Origin of the sequence: Okeania sp. SIO1H4, from assembly GCF_010672695.1 — a bacterium.
Classification (GTDB): domain Bacteria; phylum Cyanobacteriota; class Cyanobacteriia; order Cyanobacteriales; family Microcoleaceae; genus Okeania; species Okeania hirsuta.
The window spans coordinates 32,159-54,895 of the sequence record NZ_JAAHGB010000010.1 but is presented as its reverse complement, the minus strand read 5'-3'; the positions used below and the strand labels follow the sequence as shown (position 1 = coordinate 54,895).

16 protein-coding genes are annotated in these 22,737 nt (G+C 35.8%); 7 read left to right on the top strand and 9 right to left on the bottom strand.

What is annotated here, in order from left to right:
- Nucleotides 1–514: 514 nt before the first annotated feature.
- The 5 genes from F6K06_RS10680 to F6K06_RS10660 all read right to left on the bottom strand — a co-directional run bounded on the left by F6K06_RS10680 (nucleotide 515) and on the right by F6K06_RS10660 (nucleotide 6,321).
- On the bottom strand, nucleotides 515–2,221 hold the full coding sequence (locus F6K06_RS10680; protein ID WP_287240895.1) for an asparagine synthetase B: 1,707 nt from the start codon (nucleotides 2,219–2,221) through the stop codon (nucleotides 515–517).
- Between the two features lie 14 nt (nucleotides 2,222–2,235).
- Entirely contained in the window at nucleotides 2,236–2,943 is a 708-nt protein-coding gene (locus F6K06_RS10675; protein WP_287240893.1) for a hypothetical protein, read from the bottom strand.
- Nucleotides 2,944–3,712: 769 nt separating this feature from the next.
- Nucleotides 3,713–4,714, bottom strand: a complete 1,002-nt coding sequence (galE, locus tag F6K06_RS10670; RefSeq protein ID WP_287240891.1) for a UDP-glucose 4-epimerase GalE — start codon at nucleotides 4,712–4,714, stop codon at nucleotides 3,713–3,715.
- Nucleotides 4,715–4,913: 199 nt separating this feature from the next.
- The gene (locus tag F6K06_RS10665) at nucleotides 4,914–5,588 is read right to left on the bottom strand and encodes a (2Fe-2S) ferredoxin domain-containing protein (RefSeq protein WP_240038741.1); all 675 of its coding nucleotides are present in this window, start codon (nucleotides 5,586–5,588) and stop codon (nucleotides 4,914–4,916) included.
- A gap of 487 nt (nucleotides 5,589–6,075) precedes the next feature.
- Nucleotides 6,076–6,321, bottom strand: coding sequence for an Asr1405/Asl0597 family protein (locus tag F6K06_RS10660; protein ID WP_124142802.1), 246 nt, complete (start codon nucleotides 6,319–6,321; stop codon nucleotides 6,076–6,078).
- 279 nt (nucleotides 6,322–6,600) lie between these two features.
- On the opposite strand from F6K06_RS10660, the gene F6K06_RS10655 reads away from it, so the two are divergent.
- The 4 genes from F6K06_RS10655 (at nucleotide 6,601) to F6K06_RS10640 (ending at nucleotide 9,836) form a co-directional block, all read left to right on the top strand.
- Nucleotides 6,601–7,134 carry a Dps family protein gene (locus tag F6K06_RS10655; RefSeq protein ID WP_287240888.1) on the top strand — a complete coding sequence of 178 codons (534 nt, stop codon included), beginning with the start codon at nucleotides 6,601–6,603 and terminating at the stop codon, nucleotides 7,132–7,134.
- A 1,460-nt stretch (nucleotides 7,135–8,594) separates the two neighbouring features.
- Entirely contained in the window at nucleotides 8,595–9,107 is a 513-nt protein-coding gene (locus F6K06_RS10650) for a WD40 repeat domain-containing protein (RefSeq protein ID WP_287323233.1), read from the top strand.
- 36 nt (nucleotides 9,108–9,143) lie between these two features.
- Nucleotides 9,144–9,413, top strand: a complete 270-nt coding sequence (locus tag F6K06_RS10645; RefSeq protein ID WP_287240707.1) for a hypothetical protein — start codon at nucleotides 9,144–9,146, stop codon at nucleotides 9,411–9,413.
- A 78-nt stretch (nucleotides 9,414–9,491) separates the two neighbouring features.
- On the top strand, nucleotides 9,492–9,836 hold the full coding sequence (locus F6K06_RS10640) for a hypothetical protein (RefSeq protein WP_287240709.1): 345 nt from the start codon (nucleotides 9,492–9,494) through the stop codon (nucleotides 9,834–9,836).
- Between the two features lie 492 nt (nucleotides 9,837–10,328).
- Here the strand turns inward: F6K06_RS10640 and F6K06_RS10635 are convergent, their stop codons facing one another.
- The gene (locus tag F6K06_RS10635) at nucleotides 10,329–12,599 is read right to left on the bottom strand and encodes a TRAFs-binding domain-containing protein (protein ID WP_287240711.1); all 2,271 of its coding nucleotides are present in this window, start codon (nucleotides 12,597–12,599) and stop codon (nucleotides 10,329–10,331) included.
- Nucleotides 12,600–13,293: 694 nt separating this feature from the next.
- Complete coding sequence (locus tag F6K06_RS10630) at nucleotides 13,294–14,478, bottom strand: RNA-guided endonuclease TnpB family protein (RefSeq protein ID WP_192901152.1); 1,185 nt, start codon at nucleotides 14,476–14,478, stop codon at nucleotides 13,294–13,296.
- 478 nt (nucleotides 14,479–14,956) lie between these two features.
- Between F6K06_RS10630 and F6K06_RS10625 the strand changes: the two genes are divergently transcribed.
- The 3 genes from F6K06_RS10625 to F6K06_RS10615 all read left to right on the top strand — a co-directional run bounded on the left by F6K06_RS10625 (nucleotide 14,957) and on the right by F6K06_RS10615 (nucleotide 19,079).
- Nucleotides 14,957–16,243, top strand: a complete 1,287-nt coding sequence (locus F6K06_RS10625; RefSeq protein WP_124154568.1) for a glucose-1-phosphate adenylyltransferase — start codon at nucleotides 14,957–14,959, stop codon at nucleotides 16,241–16,243.
- A 69-nt stretch (nucleotides 16,244–16,312) separates the two neighbouring features.
- Entirely contained in the window at nucleotides 16,313–16,774 is a 462-nt protein-coding gene (locus F6K06_RS10620; RefSeq protein ID WP_287240712.1) for an AAA family ATPase, read from the top strand.
- A 1,291-nt stretch (nucleotides 16,775–18,065) separates the two neighbouring features.
- A complete protein-coding gene (locus F6K06_RS10615; protein ID WP_287240714.1) occupies nucleotides 18,066–19,079 on the top strand; it encodes a DnaJ C-terminal domain-containing protein in 1,014 nt (337 codons plus the stop codon).
- A 420-nt stretch (nucleotides 19,080–19,499) separates the two neighbouring features.
- Here the strand turns inward: F6K06_RS10615 and F6K06_RS10610 are convergent, their stop codons facing one another.
- Nucleotides 19,500–19,628 (bottom strand): hypothetical protein, encoded by a 129-nt coding sequence (locus F6K06_RS10610; RefSeq protein WP_275670405.1) that lies wholly within the window; start codon nucleotides 19,626–19,628, stop codon nucleotides 19,500–19,502.
- A 325-nt stretch (nucleotides 19,629–19,953) separates the two neighbouring features.
- Nucleotides 19,954–22,365 carry a polysaccharide biosynthesis tyrosine autokinase gene (locus tag F6K06_RS10605; protein ID WP_287240716.1) on the bottom strand — a complete coding sequence of 804 codons (2,412 nt, stop codon included), beginning with the start codon at nucleotides 22,363–22,365 and terminating at the stop codon, nucleotides 19,954–19,956.
- Nucleotides 22,366–22,737 lie beyond the last annotated feature (372 nt).

The window sequence follows — 22,737 nt, the reverse complement described above, 5'->3', positions numbered from 1 at the left end:
AATTGGGAAATCATTATTCCTGTGGTCTAATACCAATTTCATAAAATATTGCTACAGTGACGACACAGGGAACAGGGAACAGGGAACAGGGAACAGGGAAAGAAAAACATAAATATTAAAGAGGAAAAAAAGTGGAAATTTTATAATTTATGGAATTTCTAATTTTTTCTTTTAGGAATAAATCACAAATTAAGATGTAACTGCCTTTTTTGAATTTGGTCTAAATATTCTTATTTCTGTTGTTTCATGTACTCATTCTCAAGTAAATCATGGTTGTAGAAATATTCTTCTATAATATCAATTTCGTTTTTAATCATAATTCATTTAAGGAAAAAGGAAGAAAGAAAAATTTTCGTTGTCTGATATCTAAGTTTTTGATATGTCAAATACAGTAATGGCGACTGCTATAATTACACATACTCTCAAGCTCTAAAGTTTATGTTGTAAAAATTACAGAGAATAAAATTAAGTAATTAATTTTCCCTAAGCACTTAAAGTTTTTATCAGATCAAATTTAACTTTTAACCTGCTCAACCCACCTCCACCACCAAGGCGGTAATAATAAAGGATTATACCCATAATTACTAATAGTAGATTCTCCTAAAATTGTTACTCGCCAAATTTCCCAAATCATTAATAACCAGAGAATTTCACCCACGCGTCTATTCCTAATTTGCCCCCCTAATTTTCCTTGAATTATCGTAATAGCTATATCCGAAATAAATCTACCTTCTGCTTGTAAAACTTCTGGGTTTAACCATTGCCTAATTTCTGACCATAATTCATTTAAACACCAATAACTTAAAGGTACTCCCATCCCTCTTTTTTCTCGCCAAACAACTTCCGGTGGTAACCAAGACTCTACCGCTTTTTTCAATATATATTTTTCATTTGAACCTTTTAAATTAAATTCTCCTGGTATTTGAAAAGTCCATTCAGTTAGCTCTAAATCACAAAAAGGCGATCGTACAACTAATCCATTACTAAATGCCAAATTTGTTGCCCTGGGATGAATATTTTGTGCCCCTTTCAAAATCAAACTAGCACGACGTAACTTATGGATTAATCCAGTACAAAAACCTTCATCTAAAGCAAATTCTACCCACTTTTCTGCTGAGATATTTTTTATTTTTTCATAAATTTTTGGTTGAAAAATTTTCTGTTCATAACCCCATAATTTATGGAAAGTCTGCAAATATTGTTGAATAAAATTTCCTTGTCTATTGTAAACAGCAGCAGCAATAATTGGTTTATTAGTCCACCCAGCAAATAATTGATCTCCTCCTTCCCCATTGAAAATTACAGAGACTTCTTGAGCTGCAGTTTGACATAATAAATATAAAGGTACTGTCACCCCATCACCAAAAGGTAAATCTAAAGCCTTAACTGTATCTAATAAAGCACTTTTAATTAGCTTTGGAGTTACAGATACTTTCATTAAAGGTATATCTAAATGTTGAGCAACTTTTTCTGCATATTCCCATTCTGAAAAACTATTTTTCCCAAAATCTAGAGTATATGCACGCACTTTTATTCCCGCTTTTACTAATAAAGCTGCAACTATTGAAGAATCTAAACCTCCTGAAAGAAAAACTCCCACAGGTTCATAATTTAAGTCAATAATTTGCCGATTAATCGCATTTTTAAGTAGGGTTTTTAACTGTGTAATTGCGTCATTTTTATCTTCAATTTGTACGGAATTTTCTCGCCAGTCATAATGACGTTGAATTTGTATTTCTGGCTCCAAAAAAATTTGTTCTGTTCCTGCTGGTACTGCAAAAATATTCTCTACTGGAGTGAGTGGAGTTGGTACATAAGAAAAACAAGTATAACCATAAAATCCAGGAATACTAATAGATGGCTCATAAATAATAGGTAATAATAACTTTAATTGAGAGGCAAACCAAATAACTTTTTCTATTTTTGCCCAATATAAAGGCACTCTTCCAAAAGGTTCCCTACCTAAAATTAATTGGTTATTTTCTAACTTTACCCAAGCATCAATACTATCAGATAAACCAGAGGCAGATAGAGAAGCAATCAAAGTCTCACCCCTAGCTAATTTCATTTCTTCCCCACCAATATAACTAATTCCACCAACAGTTATTCCCTGATTAAAATTAAACACTTTTGTCTTTTTTTCCTCAGTTAGCTTGGTGAGAATAGTATTTAATTCTAGTGGGAAACCATATCCCCAATAACCAATAAATTGATATTGCACTTAATCACAAAATTTTACTTAACTGTAAACTCAGTTTGACTGAGAAAGCGATCGCCTAAATACATCTCCACCTGCCAATTTCCCACAGGTGAACCAGTATGAAATTTATGCTTACAATAAGTCGGCCAAACTACTTTATTAATTTGCTTAGTTTGGTAACTATTTTGATGACTAATTTCACCATTAGAATCAATCCAGTTGCACCCTAAATAAAGTTTTTTTCCTACTGGTGCATCTTGTAGAGTTACCCGATAAAATACTTCTGGATTTTGTTGACTATTTACTATAGTTAAATTTTTTATACCACTATTTGTTTCTAATGTCAACTGACTTTGTTCTGAATTAGCATAGACATTATTTAATACTTGTTTTTGAGTTTGAAACCATAAGAAACTAGCAACTATAACTACTACCAACCCAGAAAGCACCCCCACAGTAATCAATTTATTCCGCTTCTGCTCTACTGCCAACGCTTCTCGCCTTCGCAACTGCATCATTGCCTCATCTACCAAGTCAGTCGGGAGATTTAGCTCTTGTAAAATCTGCTGCATCTGCTCTCGGTCAATTTCTTCGTCGCGCTGTCTAGATAATTGCTCAACTTCTGCCACCAGTTGAGTAAATTGTATTTGTGTCAGTCGTTCTTCTGTCATAGATATTAGGTTAGGAAAATTATAACGCACAGAAAAAGAAGCAAAATAACTATTTATAAGTATAGTTTTCAACAGACATCTCCTCCAAAAGAGGCAGTAGGAAGTAGGGAGTAGGAATTAGGGGGAAATAATTGATGATTTATGTATGATAATTGATTTTATTTTTGATTATTGGAGATGTCTAATAGTTAAACTATATTAATTATGTGGAAAAAGTTTTAAATATTACTTATGATTTTGAAAGTCTAGAGTCATTAACCATTAACTTAGTAAGCTCTTGTTTCATGGGATTTAAAAGTTTAGGATTAGAAATTAAAAAAAATTAGTTTTTTCATCTGAAATGTTGTTTTTATTTCCTCTTCCCCGATTATTTCTTTCAATGCTTTTATTTCTTCTGATTGGGGATTTGGATAATTAGGGTTTGCATATGGAAAGTCTTTTTGGTGGGGTAGGAGACAGGAGACAGGAGACAGGAGACAGGAGTTAGGGGAATGAGCGAGTAGGTAGGAGTAAGAATTGTAAGAATGATTTTTCTGCCCAACTATTGCCTAAAATACGCTCCTTTTTGAGCATCAAGAGCTTAAAAACAGGTACTTTTTTCGACCCCAAAAAGGCACTTGTCTTTATATGTCAATGCTTTTAGATTTAATCAGCAAGCCCGAATTACATATGATCCAATATAAATAAGGAAGTATTTCTGATTTTATTTGGGTAAAAAATCAGCTTTCTGATACAAAGCTATATCTAAAGACAGACAAATAATCTCCATCATAAAGATTAGTTGTAACCACGACTACACCATTATTCTTACTTTTGCCTTTTGACTTTTGACTTTTAACTTTCAATTCCCGTGTCTTTTTTGATGCCATTGCCAAGCATGGGTAACAATATTTTGCACCTCTGGATATTTAGGAGACCAACCTAACACTTTCCTTACTTTGTCACTACTTCCTACCAAAACTGGTGCATCTCCTGGTCGGCGATCGCATTCTATTACTTTAAAATCTTTCCCAGTTACTTTCTTAACTGTTTCTATCACTTCTCTGACAGAAAACCCATTACCATTACCCAGATTAAATACTTCACTTTTACCATCATTCAATAAATACTCTAACCCCAACACATGAGCATCCGCTAAATCACATACATGAATATAATCCCGAATACAAGTACCATCATGGGTAGAATAATCTGTGCCAAAAATTGAGATAGCATCTCGCTTACCTAATGCTGCTAATAATACCAGTGGAATTAGATGAGTTTCCGGATTATGATCTTCTCCAGTTAAACCATTAGGATGCGCCCCTGCTGCGTTAAAATAGCGAAAACAAACAGACTTAAAATCATAAGCAACCTCAAAGTCCGAAAGTATTTGCTCTACCATCAATTTACTCGCCCCATAAGGGTTAATCGGATTTTTGGGGTGGTCTTCAGGAATAGGACTAGTCTGTGGTTCCCCATAAATAGCAGCAGTAGAAGAAAATACAAATTTTTTCACAGATGCTGCCAACATTGCTTCTAATAATGTTAGTGTACCTACTACATTATTGTGATAATATTTTTGGGGGTCTTTAACCGACTCTCCTACAAAAATATATGCAGCAAAATGCATTACTGCTGCTATATTGTGAGTGGCAAAAATTTTGTCTAATAGAGAGCGATCGCTTGTATCTCCCACAATCATCTCTACTTTCAGGACATTTTCTACTATGTCCCGATGTCCATAGACAAGATTATCCAGAATTACGACTTCATAACCTGCAGTTTGTAGGGCCTGCACTGCATGAGAGCCAATATATCCTGCTCCCCCAGTCACTAAAATAGTTGGCTTAGTTTGTGACACTTTTTTAGTCTTCCTTAATTGCTATTAATTTATTTAGTAGCTTCCCTGAAATTAATATTCGGTAGGCATAAAATAACTTTTTTGTCTTTACCCTACACTATTTTAATCCTTAATATTACAAATAAACAGTAAAATATTTCCAATCCCCAACAAGAGATTGGAACCAGAGAAACTTACTACAAATTAGCAATCTTTTGTGTTATGCTTCTAAACTAAAATGTTTTTCAATAACATCAGGAATTTCTGATGAACTAATCCGGCTATAACGGGCTTTGTTAGGCATAATTACTAGATTAGGTCCTGCTTTACACTTTTTCAGACATCCAGTCTTCTTAATTGTCACATGGTCTTGTAAGCCGCGATCGCTTAATACTTCTGATAATGCTTTACAAACTTTGCCTGCACCCCGTTTTTGGCAATCTGATTTTTGGCACACTAAAATCTGAGCTTTCTTCGCTGCACATTTAGAATTAGTTCCAGTGATTTTTTGTGGAGATTTACTACAAGTATGTTCAGTTTCAGATAACTTCTGCTCTTTTACTTGGCTAGATAAAGTTTCAACTAATCCCACATTATGATTTTTACATGGTGTTATTGCGTTATTGCTAAAATCTGGTATAATTTTTAAAGCCTTCAATTCTTCTTCACCAGTTTTCCGATAAACTGTTCTTTCTCCAGTTACTTTTACTCCTAAACCTGGTATTAATACTGAGGCAAAAATCTTCCTTAAAGGCTTGGCAAGTTTGATGGTATAATTACTACCTGCTGGCGTCTCTACATGAATATATTTCAGTTTGTAGCCGTCTTTAACGGTAACTTCTTGTATTTGTCCTTCTAAGATAAATTTTGTCATTTGCTTCTTGGATTTAGACATTGTTGGTTATTTTTGCTAGGTCATGGTCATTTATGCGGCTAGGGGTCGGTTTAAATACTTATACCGTTTCACTAAAGTCAAAAGTCAAAAGTAAGAAGTCAAAAGTTATATTTTAAATACTTAAAACCTCTACTCTACAGTAATTTCAGTTTATTATTTGACTTCATCAGTTACCGAAAAATTCTGGGTATGCGCCTCCCCTTTTAAGGGGATAAAAAGCGGTCGATCTTCGTAGCTTCCCGTAGGGTGGGATGGCGAGGTCTCTTAGTATCCATGAGACCAAGAGAAAGAGGATATTCTATATTTCAATCCCAATGCTTTCCTAGGTCATGCTGCGCAAACAGCTAGAGGTACTGATAACTGATAACTGAAATGACCAACTATTTGTGACATTTTTTAAGTGAAATGGTATTACTAAAAGTTTTGTATCTCTAGTGATAAATACATTACTTTTGCCCCTCTCTAACTTATGGTATTAATCAGCATATTAGCTAACCTGCAAACAGCGTTGTAACAATTGCACCAATTCGCAACGATTAGCAGTGAATTGTTTTAGTACACTCTCTAATTGGGTAGCTTCATTTGTGTTTTTGAGCTGTACCCGCAATGGCTTTTCTGTTTCACACCAACAATGAATATCTAACTCTTGTAAGCGTTTATAGACTTCCCATCGGTCTATTGAGCTTATTTGTAAAATCTCTCTAGTGTCTGGCCTCTGGTTGAATGTACTCATTTTTTTACAATTGCAATATATTAGCACTAAATTTACTCTTAAGGATTCTAGTAGTCCTGATGTGTCTCTACCAGAGTACCTATATTTTTGACTATACAATAGCTGCTAAATTTTCTCAATAGTTTGATCGAAAAAATTTGCTAACTTAGAATATCTTCTATCTGCTGTCTTGGCTCAGGTTGACTCTCCTTTTAACTGTGGTAGACTTAAAACTGTTAGCAATAAACAAAGCTAGATAACTAGCAATAAATTAGGTTAATTGAAAGGAGAATACATAAGATGGCTACAGCAACTCCAGTACAAGTATTTGGTCAGATTGCCGATAACCCAATTGGATTAGAAAAAAGTGTTACTGAACCCATATGTGAGGGTATGAATATAGCTTTGGCCAGTTTCCAAGCTTTATATCTCCAATATGAGAAACATCATTTTGTTGTCGAAGGAGCAGAGTTCTATCAACTCCATGAGTTCTTTCAAGAAAGTTATGATGATGTAAGAGGTCATGTCCATGACTTGGCTGAACGTTTAAATGGTCTAGGTGGCGTTCCAGTTGCTAGCTTTGCTAAGTTGGCTGAAATGTGCTGCTTTACTCCTGAAGAAGATGGAAGTTTTAACTCTAGAGCTATGGTCGAACACGATCTAGGAGCAGAACAAGAAGTTATTAAACTTCTGCGTCGTCTTGCTGCACAAGCTGAAAGTTTAGGCGATCGCGCTACTCGCTACCTCTATGAGCAAATTCTACTCAAAACTGAAGAGCGCGCATATCACTTAGACCACTTCCTAGCTCCAGACACATTAGTAGTCTTGAACTAGGTTCACATACTTATTAGGTAGCAATTCAAGAATTTCCTAGAAAATGAACTATACAAAAGAAGCTGGTAGATGCAACACCTAAACTTTTGTTGTCAAAGATTCTTTATACACTAGCAAAAAACTCTATTTTAGTAGGTATTTGCAAGCAAAGCTTCAGAAATTCAACTTCTCAAACTTTAATTGCCTACAAAACTTTCACTCAGATATAAAATACAAGAATATTACTGGCAGAGAGATACACCCATTCTCTCTGTCAAATTTTTTTTTGCTGGATAACTAGGTAAGTAGATAAGTAGTTAGTTACTAATTCAAAGTATACTTCTGTTGCAATATTTTTGCAACTACTCTGAATAAAATTTAATTTTTGTAAAATTGGTTACTGATTTATAAATAGAAGTTAGAAAAAGATGTTGTATTATTTCCAGTTGAACAACCAGAATAAATTTTTATATTTTTATCTCTTTAACCCCCCTGAGAAACCTATCCCTTACCCATAAGTCTTGAAACCCTTATGGGTAGCAGGGGAGCAGGGAGCAGGGTAGAAAGGAGAAAAAATCAATTTAGCTAAGTAAAACTACTGAAGTTGTCAAAAAAAAGTATGGAAAAATACATTTTTTCTCCCGAAAAAGCCGAGCCAAGACTCACTCATAACTCGTCTCTAAAGTCAAGCTTTATGTTAAGAAATGATGTGGGTATAAGTAACATTTTTTTGCCCTGATCGACTTTCAGCAGAATAGGCCAGGGGAGAAAAAGAGCGATCGCTTTAAATATAGGAGAAGGAAGAAGAATGGGCTAAAGTTGAAAACATCTTGCGTTCTCTGAATTTTAAGCTTTTAATATGTCCGGGCTCTTTGCTTGGACTGCTAGAGTAGTTTTCAAATAGATAGACTACAGTGGCCGAAGCATTCTACTACTCCCCCATCCCTAAACCAAAATAATCTTTTATTTTACTATACGATAACTACAGCAGTTTTGGAGTTGATGAGAAAAAAAGTTTTACGAGTTTAGGGAATAGAGACTATATCATGTCCGGATAATTAACGATAAAAAAAACTTTCTCCTTTTCCTCCTCTTCCTTAGAGCTGATTTGTAAACTGAGCTAAAATCCCTTTCTAGCATGGGTTTTTCAAAAGTTATGACCTTGGGGTTTAGATAGTGTCAAACCCTTACACTGTAAAGTATTTATCCTTTTAATATTTACTTTATAAATCAGCTCTTATTGCTTATTGCTTTTTCCTTCTTCTTTGTTATTCTTTCTTACCTCCTGACTCCTTACTCCTCCATAGTTTATTTATAAGTATTCAACTGGACATGATATTAGAGATTAGAGATGAGTATTAAACTGTACCTCACTCTCCTCAAAAGTGCTGTAATTAGCTGGATTATATATAATACCAAGGGTCAAAAAAGAATGTTACGAATAGTAAGAGGAATAAAAAGACAAATGCAGGATATGTCCTTTGACAAAGCGGTCGATCTTCGGAGCTTCCCGTAGGGTGGGATGGCGATCTTCGGAGCGGGTCTGTAAGANGCACAAAGCTGTTGTCAGGGTTGTAGCATTTAGCCCCGATGGCAATTTGATTGCTTCGGGGAGTGGGGATAATACGGTGAAACTGTGGAACACTGATGGCAATTTAGTTCAGACTTTATCGGGGCACGATCATGCTGTCACTGCTGTAGCATTTAGACCCGATGGCAATTTGATTGCTTCAGGGAGTGGGGATAATACTGTGAAGTTGTGGAACACTGATGGCAATTTCGTTAAGACTTTATCGGGGCACAAAGCTCGTGTCTTTGCTGTAGCATTTAGCCCCGATGGCAATTTGATTGCTTCGGGGAGTGAGGATAAGATGGTGAAACTGTGGAATTTTAACCTAGATGAGCTAATAGACTCCCTTTGTACGCGGGTGAGTGACTACCTGAAAAATAACCCCAATGTCACGGAAGAGAAGCGGGGTTTATGTGGAGGATAACTTTCCGCAAGCGCTTTGTTTTTGCAGGGTGAGAAGTTGGCAGCAGAGGGAAAAGTTGAGTCGGCTATTTCTGCTTTCCAAAAGGCTGTAAAACTTGGCTCTAATTTCCCTTTTAATCCCGCAATAGTAAAAGAGTTAACACAGGAGAATAAAGTAAAAGAAGCGGAGAAGTTATTGAGGGCGTTTATCGAGCTTGATCATAATATTAATTTGTTACCAAAAACGGAAGTTAGAGAGCAAAACCCATTAGGAAATCGATATTATTTTTACAGCAAATTTGTCTTAAAGTCTAACAAATTCAAGTAATATTAAAATTTGTCACAATTACTAGATAATCTAATGTAGAAAAAGGTTAGATTTGTAAAGGATACATAATATCTATAATTGGCCCAAGCCACTGAAAAAAAAAGTCGTAATGTATTGATAGGAGCAGAAATTCATGCTTATATGATTCATCATTTCCTGAACCAAATATTAGTTATACCTATTCCTGATTTATGGCTAATTGTAGTAGCTATTTTCTTAGGAAAAGGAACAGTATTAATCTTAGAAAATAATTCCCCATTACGCCAACAAAAAAATATTTTATTATTGCTATTTTTACTAAATATAATTTATGGCTTAGCTAGTCTACAAATGTATATTACTGGTGCAATTTTATTGCCTTTGTTCTTCTCTAGTTTAACATTTTGGGTTTGTATATTTTTCTATTTAATTAAATCTAAATGAACAATTTAAAAAGTATTTACTGAAAAATAAAGGCTGAAAACCTCTCCTTTCAAGGAGAAAAAAGCGGTCGTTTGCGTTTGCGATAGCATTCCGTAAGGAAAGCATGACCTTAGGATGGGATGGCGTTCCGTAGCGTCCCGGAGGGAAGGTTTCCCGCTCTTAACAGAGTCGCCCCGCTTTTCATGTCGGCGACAGCCGTTAACGAAGTTGTGCGGAACGCAAAACGCCATATCCAATCGACCAAGAGAAGAAAAAATTTTCCTTTTAACCAATCCTATCTGTTTTAAGAAGAGTTCAAGAATTAAGAATTTAGAATTAAGAATTTAGAATTAAGAATTTAGAATTAAGAATTTAGAATTACCTCTCCTTGAAAAGAAGAGGATTGACTAATCATGAAAAATTTTATTTATTATCCCCTGAAAAGGGGAGGTTTTAAACCACAATATTTCGGTAATAATTAATAGTTAATTATTAATTGTTAATTATTAATTATTACAAACCACCCCCACAACGTCGTACATGATAAGTAGGAAATGTACCATAACTCTTGGCTAAAGGAGTTTTTCCCACATAATCGCAAGTAAATTCCTTTACCCCCTCTGAAGCTACCATTGCAGCAAACTCCTGACTCGAATAAACTTTCCCTGGTGGAGTAATAGGTTCAATTCTGGCAGCATAATTTACATGAGTACCACTGTAGGTTGTATCCCCAGTGATGGGATTAGTATATTTATAAACCACCCCTGTATGTAACGCTACCCGTAAATTCAAACTTGCAGGCAACCCTACTTTTTCCCAATCTGTACTCTGAACAAGATCACATACTTCTAAGGCAAATAAACCTGCATCCCTTACATTAGAGAAGACATAATATAAAGCATCTCCCCAAGTATTTTTCATCACTGGTTTATAAGAAGATTGAACCTCAAACTTTGCCACCGCACCGAAAAAATGTTCTACAAATATACTAATCTGGTTTTCCTTCAACTTAGAATAACTCTTGACATCTGCAAATAACAACGCCATAATTAACCGATTTTCGTCCTCTGGCGCAGAAGTTGGTTGTAGGGGAGTTGAGGGTGTAGATAGTGTATTCAAAATCTCTACTTTCTTTGTCATCACAGATTGTAAAATCTGCTGAATATCAATTATTTCCACATTATCGTTCCATTGTCGCCAAAATTCTACAGCCCTTGCTGTACCACCTATCCCACCAATTTGTTGATTCCAAACAGCCATTGGTATAAGTTCTGTATCCAACTGTTCAGCCCGCATTTTTGCCATTCCGTAGAGAATACTATTAGTATATTCATAGCTAATATTGCTGTTTTCAAGATTATAATGAGTTGGAATAATCACTTCTGTCGCTCTTTCTAAGACTTGATAAAATCGTTCTCGCCAATTACTATTAGGGATAATATCAATAGAATTTTTGATAAATTGTTCTCGCTCATAGGGCAAGACAATATGAGCCTGTCCTTCAAGTTCATATAATGCTTCCAAAAATAAAATATCACTACCACAAGCTGCAGCAGCATAACCCAATCGAGCATCTAACTGAATCAGGCGATCGCGAATCCCTTGATAAACCTGTAACTCTATTTCTGGAGGAAACCTCGGTGGTGTGCGATCTGGTTCATCAATCATGTGACCGCTAAATACTACCACTCTAGGAATTTGAAAACAGTGCTTAATCAATTCCATATCCCCCTGGCGATATTGTACAATCAAAGTAGCATTACGACGAGTCGATCTTAAATCCCCCAATTTCCCCCTAGCTAATTCCACCGCTTGATTATACCAATTTTCTGCCTCTAAATTTTCCCCTAAAATCAAAGCTACTTCTCCCAAAGTTGCCAGTAACCAGTAGTCATTCTCACTCCTATGGGAAACTGCTGGGAGTTTAGCCAGACATTTTTCCTGTACTTCAGCAGCGATCGCCTTTGCTGTTTCAGCATCTCCCATCAACATTGTCATTGTCGCGGCATTTATCCCCGGATAATAATCCCCACTCATTTGATAAGCTTGTTGATATCGTTGAGCTGCCAATGCTATTTGTTGGGTACTTTCCTCTGGAGAGCTTGCTTGCTGCCACAAATCTTTATGAGTTCTGGCTAACAAACAAATAGTTTCCTCGTCATTTTTGCCAGAGTTTACTAACTCTAATAATAAATTATTAGCCCGTTGAGTTGCTCCACTTCGAGCTAAACTCAAAACTAAAAGTTGTTGTAAACGGATATCATTCGGCCATTCTTTTAACCCTTCCGATAAAATATCATAAGCCATTAATGGCTCCCCAAGTTTCAGGATATATTCACCCAAAATCCGAAAAATTTCTGGGTAACGCAAATGGAGATTAATAGTTTCTCGACGAATTGTTTGTAAACTTTTTAAATTTAGTTGGGATGATTTTTTTAAACTTTCTAAAATTAACGATAAATTATTATCATCAACTGTAGCAGTTTTTTCAGTAGTAGTTTCGCTTCCTTCTATTCGATAACCTATGGCTAAAAGAGTTTTAATTACTCCCATAGAAACAACGCGGTCATATTCTTTTTCTGACTCTGGCAATTCTTCATAAGGCACTAAACCAGGATGTAATTTTTGGGCATCATCTCGATTTTTTCCATATTTCCAACCTTCAGAAAATCGCTGTTTTGCCCAAATTTCATGGGTATTTTTAGCCAGTAATTCAGTGATTTTTAAATGTTCTGTTGTCAGATTTACCTTGGAAGTATCTATTGGATCTGGTTTATAGTTCAAAATCTACTCCTCGATCAAATAATAGTTAACGTAAGGATTCAGGGTTACTTAACATTCATTGATGATAGTAACTATAAGTTATCAGCTATCAGTTTTTGTATTGACATACAAAATGTTTTTGGACTACTAATCCCAAATGATTTGTGAGAAAAAACTGTAGAGGTTTGATATTCACACCTAAGATTAAAGATTGGGTTTGGAAACAAAACCGCCACTATCAATCAAATATTACAACCTAATTTAGGATTGCTATAGGCGATCGCTAAAGTATCTAGTTTGCTCGCTTCCAGTTTTTCACCTTCTAAAATATTCCTAAAAACAGTTGATTTTATACTTTATTTACCTACTATAAAATTTCAACTACACTGTTTCGCTAGTGAGGATATTCTTCATCATCTTGAGAAAGTCTAGGATTACAGCCTAACCAAGCAAAAGTCCTTTATACCACCCAACGTCTGGGCAAAACTTTAAATCCTTTTTCAGTTCTGAATAGTTAATTTCCATCCACTTGCTCATTGCCACTGGCTTCTCTAGTTTTATTCTATAACCTTGATCTGCCCAAACAATTTTCAGATTCGGGGCCTCATTTGATGACTTGAAGAAATATAAACTTAGCTGCTGTACAATACCTATACAATTCCGGCAAAACTTGGTAAAACCTGAGTAATGCCAGTCAAGATGTTTGCTTCTTGCTTCAACCTGGGAGGCCGCCCTCTTCCAGTTCACAAGCGTAAATTCGGGTACAGCCTACCCTATTTTTTTGATTAATTTCCCCATACTGAGATAACACCAGTGCTGCATTCAAGTCCCGGTCTATTATCATTCCAAAGTTAGGGCAATCAAAGGTGCGGTCTTTTAGCTTTAATTCTTGATGAATATGACCACAACTATGACAAGTTTTAGAAGATGGAAACCACTGGTCAGCTAGCACTACTGTCCCACCGGAGCTTACGATTTTGGTTGTCAATCGTTGCCGAAACTGATAAAATCCTTGCCTAGCTATTGATGCTGCTAATTTACCATTTTGCATCATTCCTTTCACATTTAAACTCTCTAAGCAGACGTGCTTGACTTGAGTCACTAATTTTGTAGTAGTTTTCTCTATGAAATCTCTACGCACGTTAGCAATACGACAATGGTACTTCGCGAGTTTTTTGTAATATTTAATCGCATTTTTTGAAGGTGGTTTACCTTTACCTCCTACTTGTTTATTGCGATTGCGCCATTGAAACTTAGCCAGGTTTAATTGCTCTAGTTTAATAGAGTCTGGGAGACTTACAACTTCATTTTCTCTCTTTTTTTGGTTTGCTATACTTGCAAATTGTTTGACTCCAACATCTATACCAAAAGTTTCGTATTGTCGCTTATCTAATAGGGGATGAACTGGCAACTTCTCAGCTTCAATACTAAAACTAACAAACCATTTTTCCCCTGTTCTACTAATAGTAAAAGTCTGACTTGCTGTGGTGTAAGGTATTGATTCCCATAATCGAAAAGTCCCTAGTGTTGGTATTTTAATTTTTTTACCAGGGTTAATTGTAACTTTTCCATTACCGTCATAAACAGTAAAAGATTGTCTGTCTTTTTTCCTTTTCAACTTAGGATACTTACTGGTTCCTTCTTTATACCGTTTAAATGCTTCACCTAGATGTTGAAAAGCACTTTGATAAATGCGAGACGAATAATTGTTGATCCAGGCATATTCTGGCTGCTTTTTTACATAGTTAGTAAAGACTTTTTTAGCTTCTAAAATACGTAATGCGTAACTCAAGCTAACTTCCTGACCACGTTTGTTAACTTTGGTCATGGCAGAAGTTCCATTAACCATACTGAGGCCATAGTTGTAAACAAAACGAGCATAACCAGCACATTTCGCCATAAATGAGCGCTCCTGGTTACTGAGTTTTAATTCAAGTTTTTTGGCGTACAATCAAATCACCTCCAACCACATTTTCAAATATTTTTTGTGGCTAAGTCAAAAAAATCCCCTTTTTTTTCAGTTCTTGCCGGAAATTGCCATAGATATTGATACTAGCAATCAGCTCCTTCTCAGTAATAACCCTTGACTATACTACCAAATATTTGTTGTTTTCTTCCTTTTACCTAATTAAACCTACAAGGGAAAAGATAATTAGCGATCGCCCACCCATAACCAAAATTTAACCTAACCATATCTACATATAACACCACAAAAATAGGGCGCGAACATTTATAAATGCTCAAACTCACTCAGGGATTACTTCTAACTTCTAACTTCTAACTTCTGACTTCTGACTTCATAAAATCTACCCCCTTGCCAACGATCCCTAACCATTGGACACTTAGAATGACAATGTTGTTGGCAGTGAGGTTCAACCGTGAAAAACGTACTAAGTATAATTCTAGGCGGTGGCGCAGGTACCCGCCTCTATCCATTAACAAAACTGCGGGCCAAACCAGCAGTACCCCTAGCCGGGAAATATCGGTTGATAGATATTCCTATCAGTAACTGCATCAACTCAGACATCGAGAAAATCTATGTTCTGACCCAATTCAACTCAGCTTCTCTAAACCGTCATATTACTCGCGCCTACAACTTCCCAGGCTTCAGTGAAGGTTTTGTAGAAGTTCTCGCAGCTCAACAAACTAAAGATAATCCAGAGTGGTTCCAAGGAACCGCCGATGCTGTCCGCAAATATATCTGGTTATTTAAAGAGTGGGATATTGACTATTACCTAATTCTCTCCGGAGACCATCTCTACCGCATGGACTATCGGGAGTTTGTCCAACGTCATATTGAAACAAAGGCAGATATTACCCTTTCTGTCTTGCCCATTGATGAAGCACGAGCATCTGATTTTGGTTTAATGAAAATTGATGACTCTGGTCGGATTATTGAATTTAGCGAAAAACCTAAAGGGGACGATCTAAAAATTATGGCAGTGGATACCACTGTTTTAGGAGTTAGTCCAGAAGTCGCTAAAGAACAACCATACATTGCTTCTATGGGGATTTATGTCTTTAATAAAGATGTCATGGTCAAACTATTGGAAGAATCCGAAGCTCCAGATTTTGGTAAGCAAATTCTACCTAATTCGGCTAAAGATTATAATGTTCAAGCTTACCCATTTGAAGGTTATTGGGAAGATATCGGGACTATTAGGTCATTCTATGAAGCTAATTTGGCTTTGACCCAACAACCTCAACCACCTTTTAGCTTTTATGATGAAAAAGCTCCTATCTATACTCGTTCTCGTTACTTACCACCAAGTAAACTTTTGGATTGTCAAATTACAGAATCAATTGTCGGAGAAGGTTGTATTCTCAAACAATGCCGCATTGACCATTGTGTCTTAGGAGTGCGATCACGAGTTGAAGCTGGTTGTGTAATTGAGGACTCTCTGCTGATGGGGGCAGATTACTATGAACCCTTTGCAGAGCGTAAATCTGGGCGACAAAAGGGTATTGTTCCATTGGGAATCGGTGCTGAAACTACTGTTCGTGGGGCAATCATTGATAAGAATGCCCGCATTGGTCGCAATGTCCAGATTATTAATAAAGATCGTATAGAGGAAGCTCAACGTGAGGATGAAGGATTTATCATTCGTAGCGGTATTGTTGTTGTCTTGAAGAATGCCGTTATCCCAGATGGCACAGTGATCTAGTCAGTGTTTGAGTTTTAGTGGTTAGTTGGTAGTAAATACCGCTAACCACTAAATGCTAATTGCTAGTTTATGAGCAAACTAATTATTCTTATTGGACTTCCAGCTAGTGGTAAATCCACTCTAGCAAGGAAAATAGTTACTAGATATCATCAGTGTCAATTAATTTCTACTGATGCTATCCGTGCTGAGTTATTTGGTGATGAAGCAATTCAAGGACCTTGGCTCCGAGTATGGCAGCAAGTACAACAACAATTTTACCAAGCTGTACGCCAGAAATCTCTGGCCATATATGACGCTACTAATGTCCAACGTCGGCAACGACGACAAGTAATTGACCTGGCAAAGGAAAGTGGATTTACCCATCTAACTGGTTTATGGCTTGACAAATCATTAGAATCATGCTTAACAAGAAATCAACAACGACAGCGTCAAGTTCCTGAAGAAGTAATAATGAAAATGTATCGACAGTTAACAGATGCTCCTCCAAGTTGTGAAGAAGGATTAGATATACTCAAACGAATTACTAAATAGGGTTTGCTGAAAAAGTCTTTTTGCTGGGGTAGGAGACAGGAGACAGGAGACAGGAGACAGAAGACAGAAGATAGGAGATAGGAGATAGGAGATAGGAGACAGGAGACAGGAGACAGGAGACAAGGGAATGAGCGAGGAAGTAGGAGTAAGAATTGTCCCTTGATTTTTCTGCTCAACTCTTGCCTAAAATACTAACTTTTTGAGCATTTTAGACTGAAACAGGCACACTGCAATTCGACCCTAAAAAGGCTAAAATCAATATCAGTCAATGCTTCGATATTTAATCAGCAAGCCCTAATATGTGGACGTTGAAAATTATTGTTATCGCAAAGCAGAAAACAGAATAGAAGAGGTTTTTTTGCATTTTACTGAATAATTAAGATTTAAAGTCTCTGCGCATCAAAACAAGAAAAAAAATCTTTTAGTCAATCCTCTAATTTTAAGGAAAGGGAGTTGTTAGTTATTAATTACTAAAATGAGATTTTCTCTACATAAAATATTCATTAAATTTATCCCCATATTACAACTAAAAAAAATAGCTTTAATTCTGACATTTTTCATAATTCATAATTAACTTTTAATGTGGAGTTATAGAACTAAAATTTTTTAGTACAGCCATAAAAATTCAATACTTTGTAGGTAATAGTTTGAACTCAAGCTGATAGATGATAGCTGAGTGCCTATAGATAAAGTATAAATAAATATAGAGAAATATAGAGTACGGCAATTGCTATTACTCTTTCAGGAAAAACCGAACTTAAATAAATATTAAACCTTGATAACTTGAAAGAAGTAAAGTCAAAAATTAAAATTCAGCCCGATTGATTAGTTACTAATATCTGGCAGTAGTTTTTTTATAAAAAATGTTGCCAACTAGGAGATGGGTTGAAACTAATTTCTACTGGAGAAAACATAACGACCTTATCTGAATTTATGAATATTGCATCTTAAAAATCAAAAAAACACTTGAAACCAGATATACAGCAGATTCCAAGTACCTGAAATACAGATGTTAACTAGGGAATTTCTACAGTGTGGGCATCTTGCCCGCTATGGATGTACCTCACGCCTGATGAAATCTGCTATATCTATAATGTATATTACTTTTGACTTTTAATACTTGACATTTGTTATTGATGGTTTTCTTATAATTAACTACTAATTGACTTCTCTCTCGGTTAAAAAGGGACGTTCCATTGAACGTCCTTACAAGGTTTTGCTTGTAAAGATGTGGTTCATCAATTTGAAAAGCACTGTAATCTGAAAAATATTAAAATGAGGAGATAGATAAATGGCTACAACTGATTTTAAAGACTATTATTCAATCTTAGGTTTAACTAAAAGCGCTACTGCCGAAGAAATAAAAAAAGCTTATCGTAAATTAGCAAGGAAGTACCACCCAGATATGAACCCAGGTGACAAGAAAGCAGAAGCTCGTTTTAAAGAAGTTAATGAAGCTTATGAAGTTTTATCAGATCCAGAAAAACGTAAAAAGTATGACCAATTTGGTCAATACTGGAATCAAGTCGGTTCCACAAGTGGCGGATGGCCTGGAGGTACTGGTGGTACTACCGTAGATTTTGGAGGTTTCGATTTTAGTCAGTATGCCAGTTTTGAAGATTTTATCAATACCTTATTAGGGCGTGGTGGAACTCCAGGTAGTGGTAATGTTGGTGGACGACAAACTTATACCTACAAGACTAATACAGGTTGGCCAGGGGGATTTAATAATGGATTTGATGGTTTTTCTAATTTTGAAAATCGTCAGTCAGCAGCTTCTTTGAATTTAGAAGCTGAGATTACTCTTACTTTTGCAGAAGCTTTCCGAGGAACACAAAAACGTGTAGGTACTGGAGAAGTTTCCATTCCTCCAGGGGTTAAACCAGGAAGTAAAATTCGAGTTAAAGGTAGAGGTCAATTAGATCCATACACTAAGAAAAGAGGAGATTTGTATCTAAAGGTAGAAATTCAGTCTCATTCTTTTTTCCAGTTTGATGGAGAGAACTTACTTTGTGAAGTACCAATAACTCCAGATGAAGCTGTATTGGGTACATCTATTGAAGTACCAACTCCTGATGGTATGGTTAATGTTAATATTCCTGCGGGTATTCGTTCCGGTCAGTCTTTACGGTTACGAGGTAAGGGATGGCAAAAACCTAAGTCAGGGGGACGTACTGACCAGTTAGTACGGGTTACTATTACTGTCCCCAAAGATATTAGTGCTATAGAAAAAGAGTGCTACGAAAAAATTAAAGCTAATCGCACTTTTAACCCTCGTAGTCATTTGCAAAGTATATCGCTTTAGTTTAAGTCCACTTAGGTGATGGGGAGATGGGGAGATGGGGAGATGGGGAGTGGAAAAAACTGTTCCTTATCAATCGTTATCTTCTAAAGAATATCAAGATAATTTTCTCTACAAATAAACTCAGGACTTACGCAAATTGACTTTTAACCCACCATCTGTAGGGGCGAATACCATTCGCCTTTGCTATATGTAGGGTTTGCTGAATAGCATTGTAATCAATACCTGCAAATGCTTCCAGGGTTAAATAGGGCTTACCGATCTAACCTAAAAGCATTGACATATAAAGATTTTAGCCTTTTTGGGGCTTTTAAAAAGTGCGCCTGTTTCAGTCTAAAACGCTCAAAAAGGAGCGTATTTTAGGCGCATAGTTGGGCAGAAAAATTCAGGGAAAATTCTTACTCCTAACTTCCTCGCTCATTCCTATTTCTCTCCTCCACCGGAGGGGGAGGGGCGAGGGGTGGGTTGTCTCCTGTCTCCAGTATTCCCCTCCACCGGAGGGGGAGGGGCGAGGGGTGGGTTGTCTCCTACCCCAGCAAAAAGACTTTCCATACGCAAACCCTAAATATTGCTGAAAAAGTACAAGGTTTTTGGCTCAATTTGCATCAAAATGCTAATATTTTTCCCCTGACTATCAGAAAATTTGGCCGTAGCAGATAGTCTAAACTTTTACCTGTTGCCTATCATCACCATCAGACTTTTTCAGCAAACCCTAAATATAGTGAGGGCGAATGCCATTCGCCCCTACAGATGGTGTTTAAAAGGTTGATTTGCGTAAGTCCCGATCTATAAATCTATTCCTTATCAATCGTCATCTTCTATAGAATATCAAGATACAAGATAATTTTCTCCACAAGTAAAACTACTTCATTTCTTCTTAACGTGGCTGAATATACTCATAATCATAATATCTCTGATAATAAGAATCAGCTCGATCGCCATTACCAACTATTCCCAACATCGGTACACCTGCCATACTCAAGTCATCTAGAGCTAAACTTAAAGCTTCTCGCTCTGTCTTACCTAATCCCACTACTAACATTAATCCATTAGTACAAGCTGATAATAAACTAGCATCTGCTCGACCCAATAATGGCGCTGTATCGCAAATAACTAAATCAAAAGTTGTAGCTGCATCTTGAATTAATTGGTGCATCTGTGGTGAGGACAAAATTTTCGTTGGGTCTGGCGGAACAGGGCCAGATGTTAAAACAAATAGATTTTCATCCACGGGCGATCGCTGAATTGCTGTTTCTATTGGCACACCATCGGCAATTATGCTACTCAAACCCTGTTGGTTAGAAAGTCCCATCATATTATGAATCTGTGGACAACGTAGGTCGGCATCTATTAATAGGACTCGTTGACCCATAGCGGCGGCTGCCCTGGCCAAATGACCTGCTACTGTGGATTTACCATCCCCTGGTGTTGCGGAACTAATGACAAAAGAATGAATGGGATTTTCTATATTTAGGAGACGAATATTAGCATTTAAAGTACGGAAGGCTTCTTGAAAAGCTGAGGGATATAATACTAAGGATGAACTGTTATTTTCTTTTAGTTCATCGTTCATCCAATTTCTTTGTTCATGTATAGGAATTATGCCTAACAATGGCAACCCGATAGATTTTTTGACTTCTTTTGGTGTTTGAAAAACGTCTTGTTGAAATCCTTCTCCCAATTTAGCTAATAATATTCCTAATACTAATCCTGTTACTCCTCCCAGGGCAAGATTTAATATCATATTTGGAGATATTGTTACTAACTGACCATTTTGAGTTTTCAGCAATTCTGGTGGTGCTATTAATTCCCAAGGTTGTACTTTTTCAAATACTACTTCTATCTGTAATTGCTGTTGTTTTTCTAATAAATCTTTGAGTATATTATTTGAGTTTTCTAATTCTTGTTTAATTTCTTGATAACGCCCTACTACTTCTGGCATTTTTTCAATATATTCATTTAATTTTGCCTCAGCTTCATCTAATACTTTACTCCGGACTTCGAGAACTTCAATTTGATTCGCAGCTAAAATCATTTTATGAATTAACTCTAAGCGAACTGAGTCTTGAAAAGCTAAAGCCTTTTTACTTACCTCTTCTATATCTCTGCCAATAACTTTTTCTGCTTCTTGATTTAATAAAGGTAGTAATTTTTTTCGTTGTTGATATAAAGCTTGAATTTGAGGTGCTTTTTCTTTAAAACGAGCTGATTCTAGAGCAATTGTTGTTTCTACTTCCTGTAATTGATTTAGTAATGATTGATATCTTGCTGCTTGACTTAAAGCTGAAGCTATCAAAGCTTCTTCTGGATTAATTCCCAACTGACTCTGTAATATAGCATGGAGCGATCGCTGTTGGTCTAGTAATATTTTATTCTCTAGTTTTTGTGATTGAATTTGATTACTTTCTGCTGCTATTTCTTGACTTTTGAGTTCTGGGTTAATAAACAGATATTCTTGTTGTAGTTGCTGTGACTCCTTCCGTAATTCTTTGATTTTTTGTTGATTTTTTGAAATTTGTTCCTCAATAAAATCCAATCCTTCATCAGTATTAGTTTTCTGGTCATTTTGACCATATTCAGTGTAAGCTGCTGCTAATTTATCTAAGACAAATTTAATTTTTTTTGAGTCCGAATCTCGATAGCTAACTTCTATAATTTTTGTATTGTCTAGTCTTTGAATTTTTAGTTTCTCTTGACTAAAAAGTTGCCTCTCTGGTTTTTTAAACAAAGAATTATAATTAATTTCTGGATATTCTTTTTGTATATCTGCAATGATTGGCAGCATAAACTGCGGACTTTTTAAGACTTGAATTTGAGATTGATAATCTAAGCTATAGTTATCTGATTCTTGATTGTTTTGAATATTTTGGTTTGGATATGAAGTGATTCTCTCTTTTCCCGTGCCATAAATAATATTTGCTGCTTGTTGTTCCCAACTTTCTTGAGAATTTGTAGTTAATTTTTGTGATTCTGTGCCTAATTGATAATTAACTGAATTAGTAACTTTAACTGGTTCAACTAATATTTGAAATTTTCCCTGATATATAGGAATCTGATTTAAAGTCCAGAAATATGCTCCTGTTGTTGTGGCAGTTGCTACACTAAAAATCAAGAAAAAACGATGACATACTAAGTTCCAAATCTTATTTTCTTTTTGAGATAGTTTTTCCTCTAGTTGATGAAATTCAGCTTCATAGATATATTGATTCTGAGTCAAATTTTTCCTCTGATTTAGGAGTTGACCGCGATTATTATATAAAGATAATTGATAATTTTGTTCGGGTTCCATATCTATCAAGTTAAAAGTTAAAAATCAAGTTATTACTGTGAATGAAGCAAGATATATTTAAGAATATATGATTGCGGACCTGCAATTACTATATATCTTCATTGAAGAATTTTAATTTTAGAGCAGAAGGAAAAATCTTGTTTTCTCTAAGCTTTTAATATGTCCACATCCTTTCCTTAAACTGCTATATATTTTCTGTTAGAGATTTTTTTTTTCGGGTTCCATATCTATAGAATTAAAAGTTAAAAATAGAGTTATTACTGTAATTCAAGCAAGATATATTTAAGAATATATGATTGCGGACTTGCAACTACTATATATCTTTATTCAATAATTTTAATTATCAGCTAGGACGTATTTTCAGTTGATACT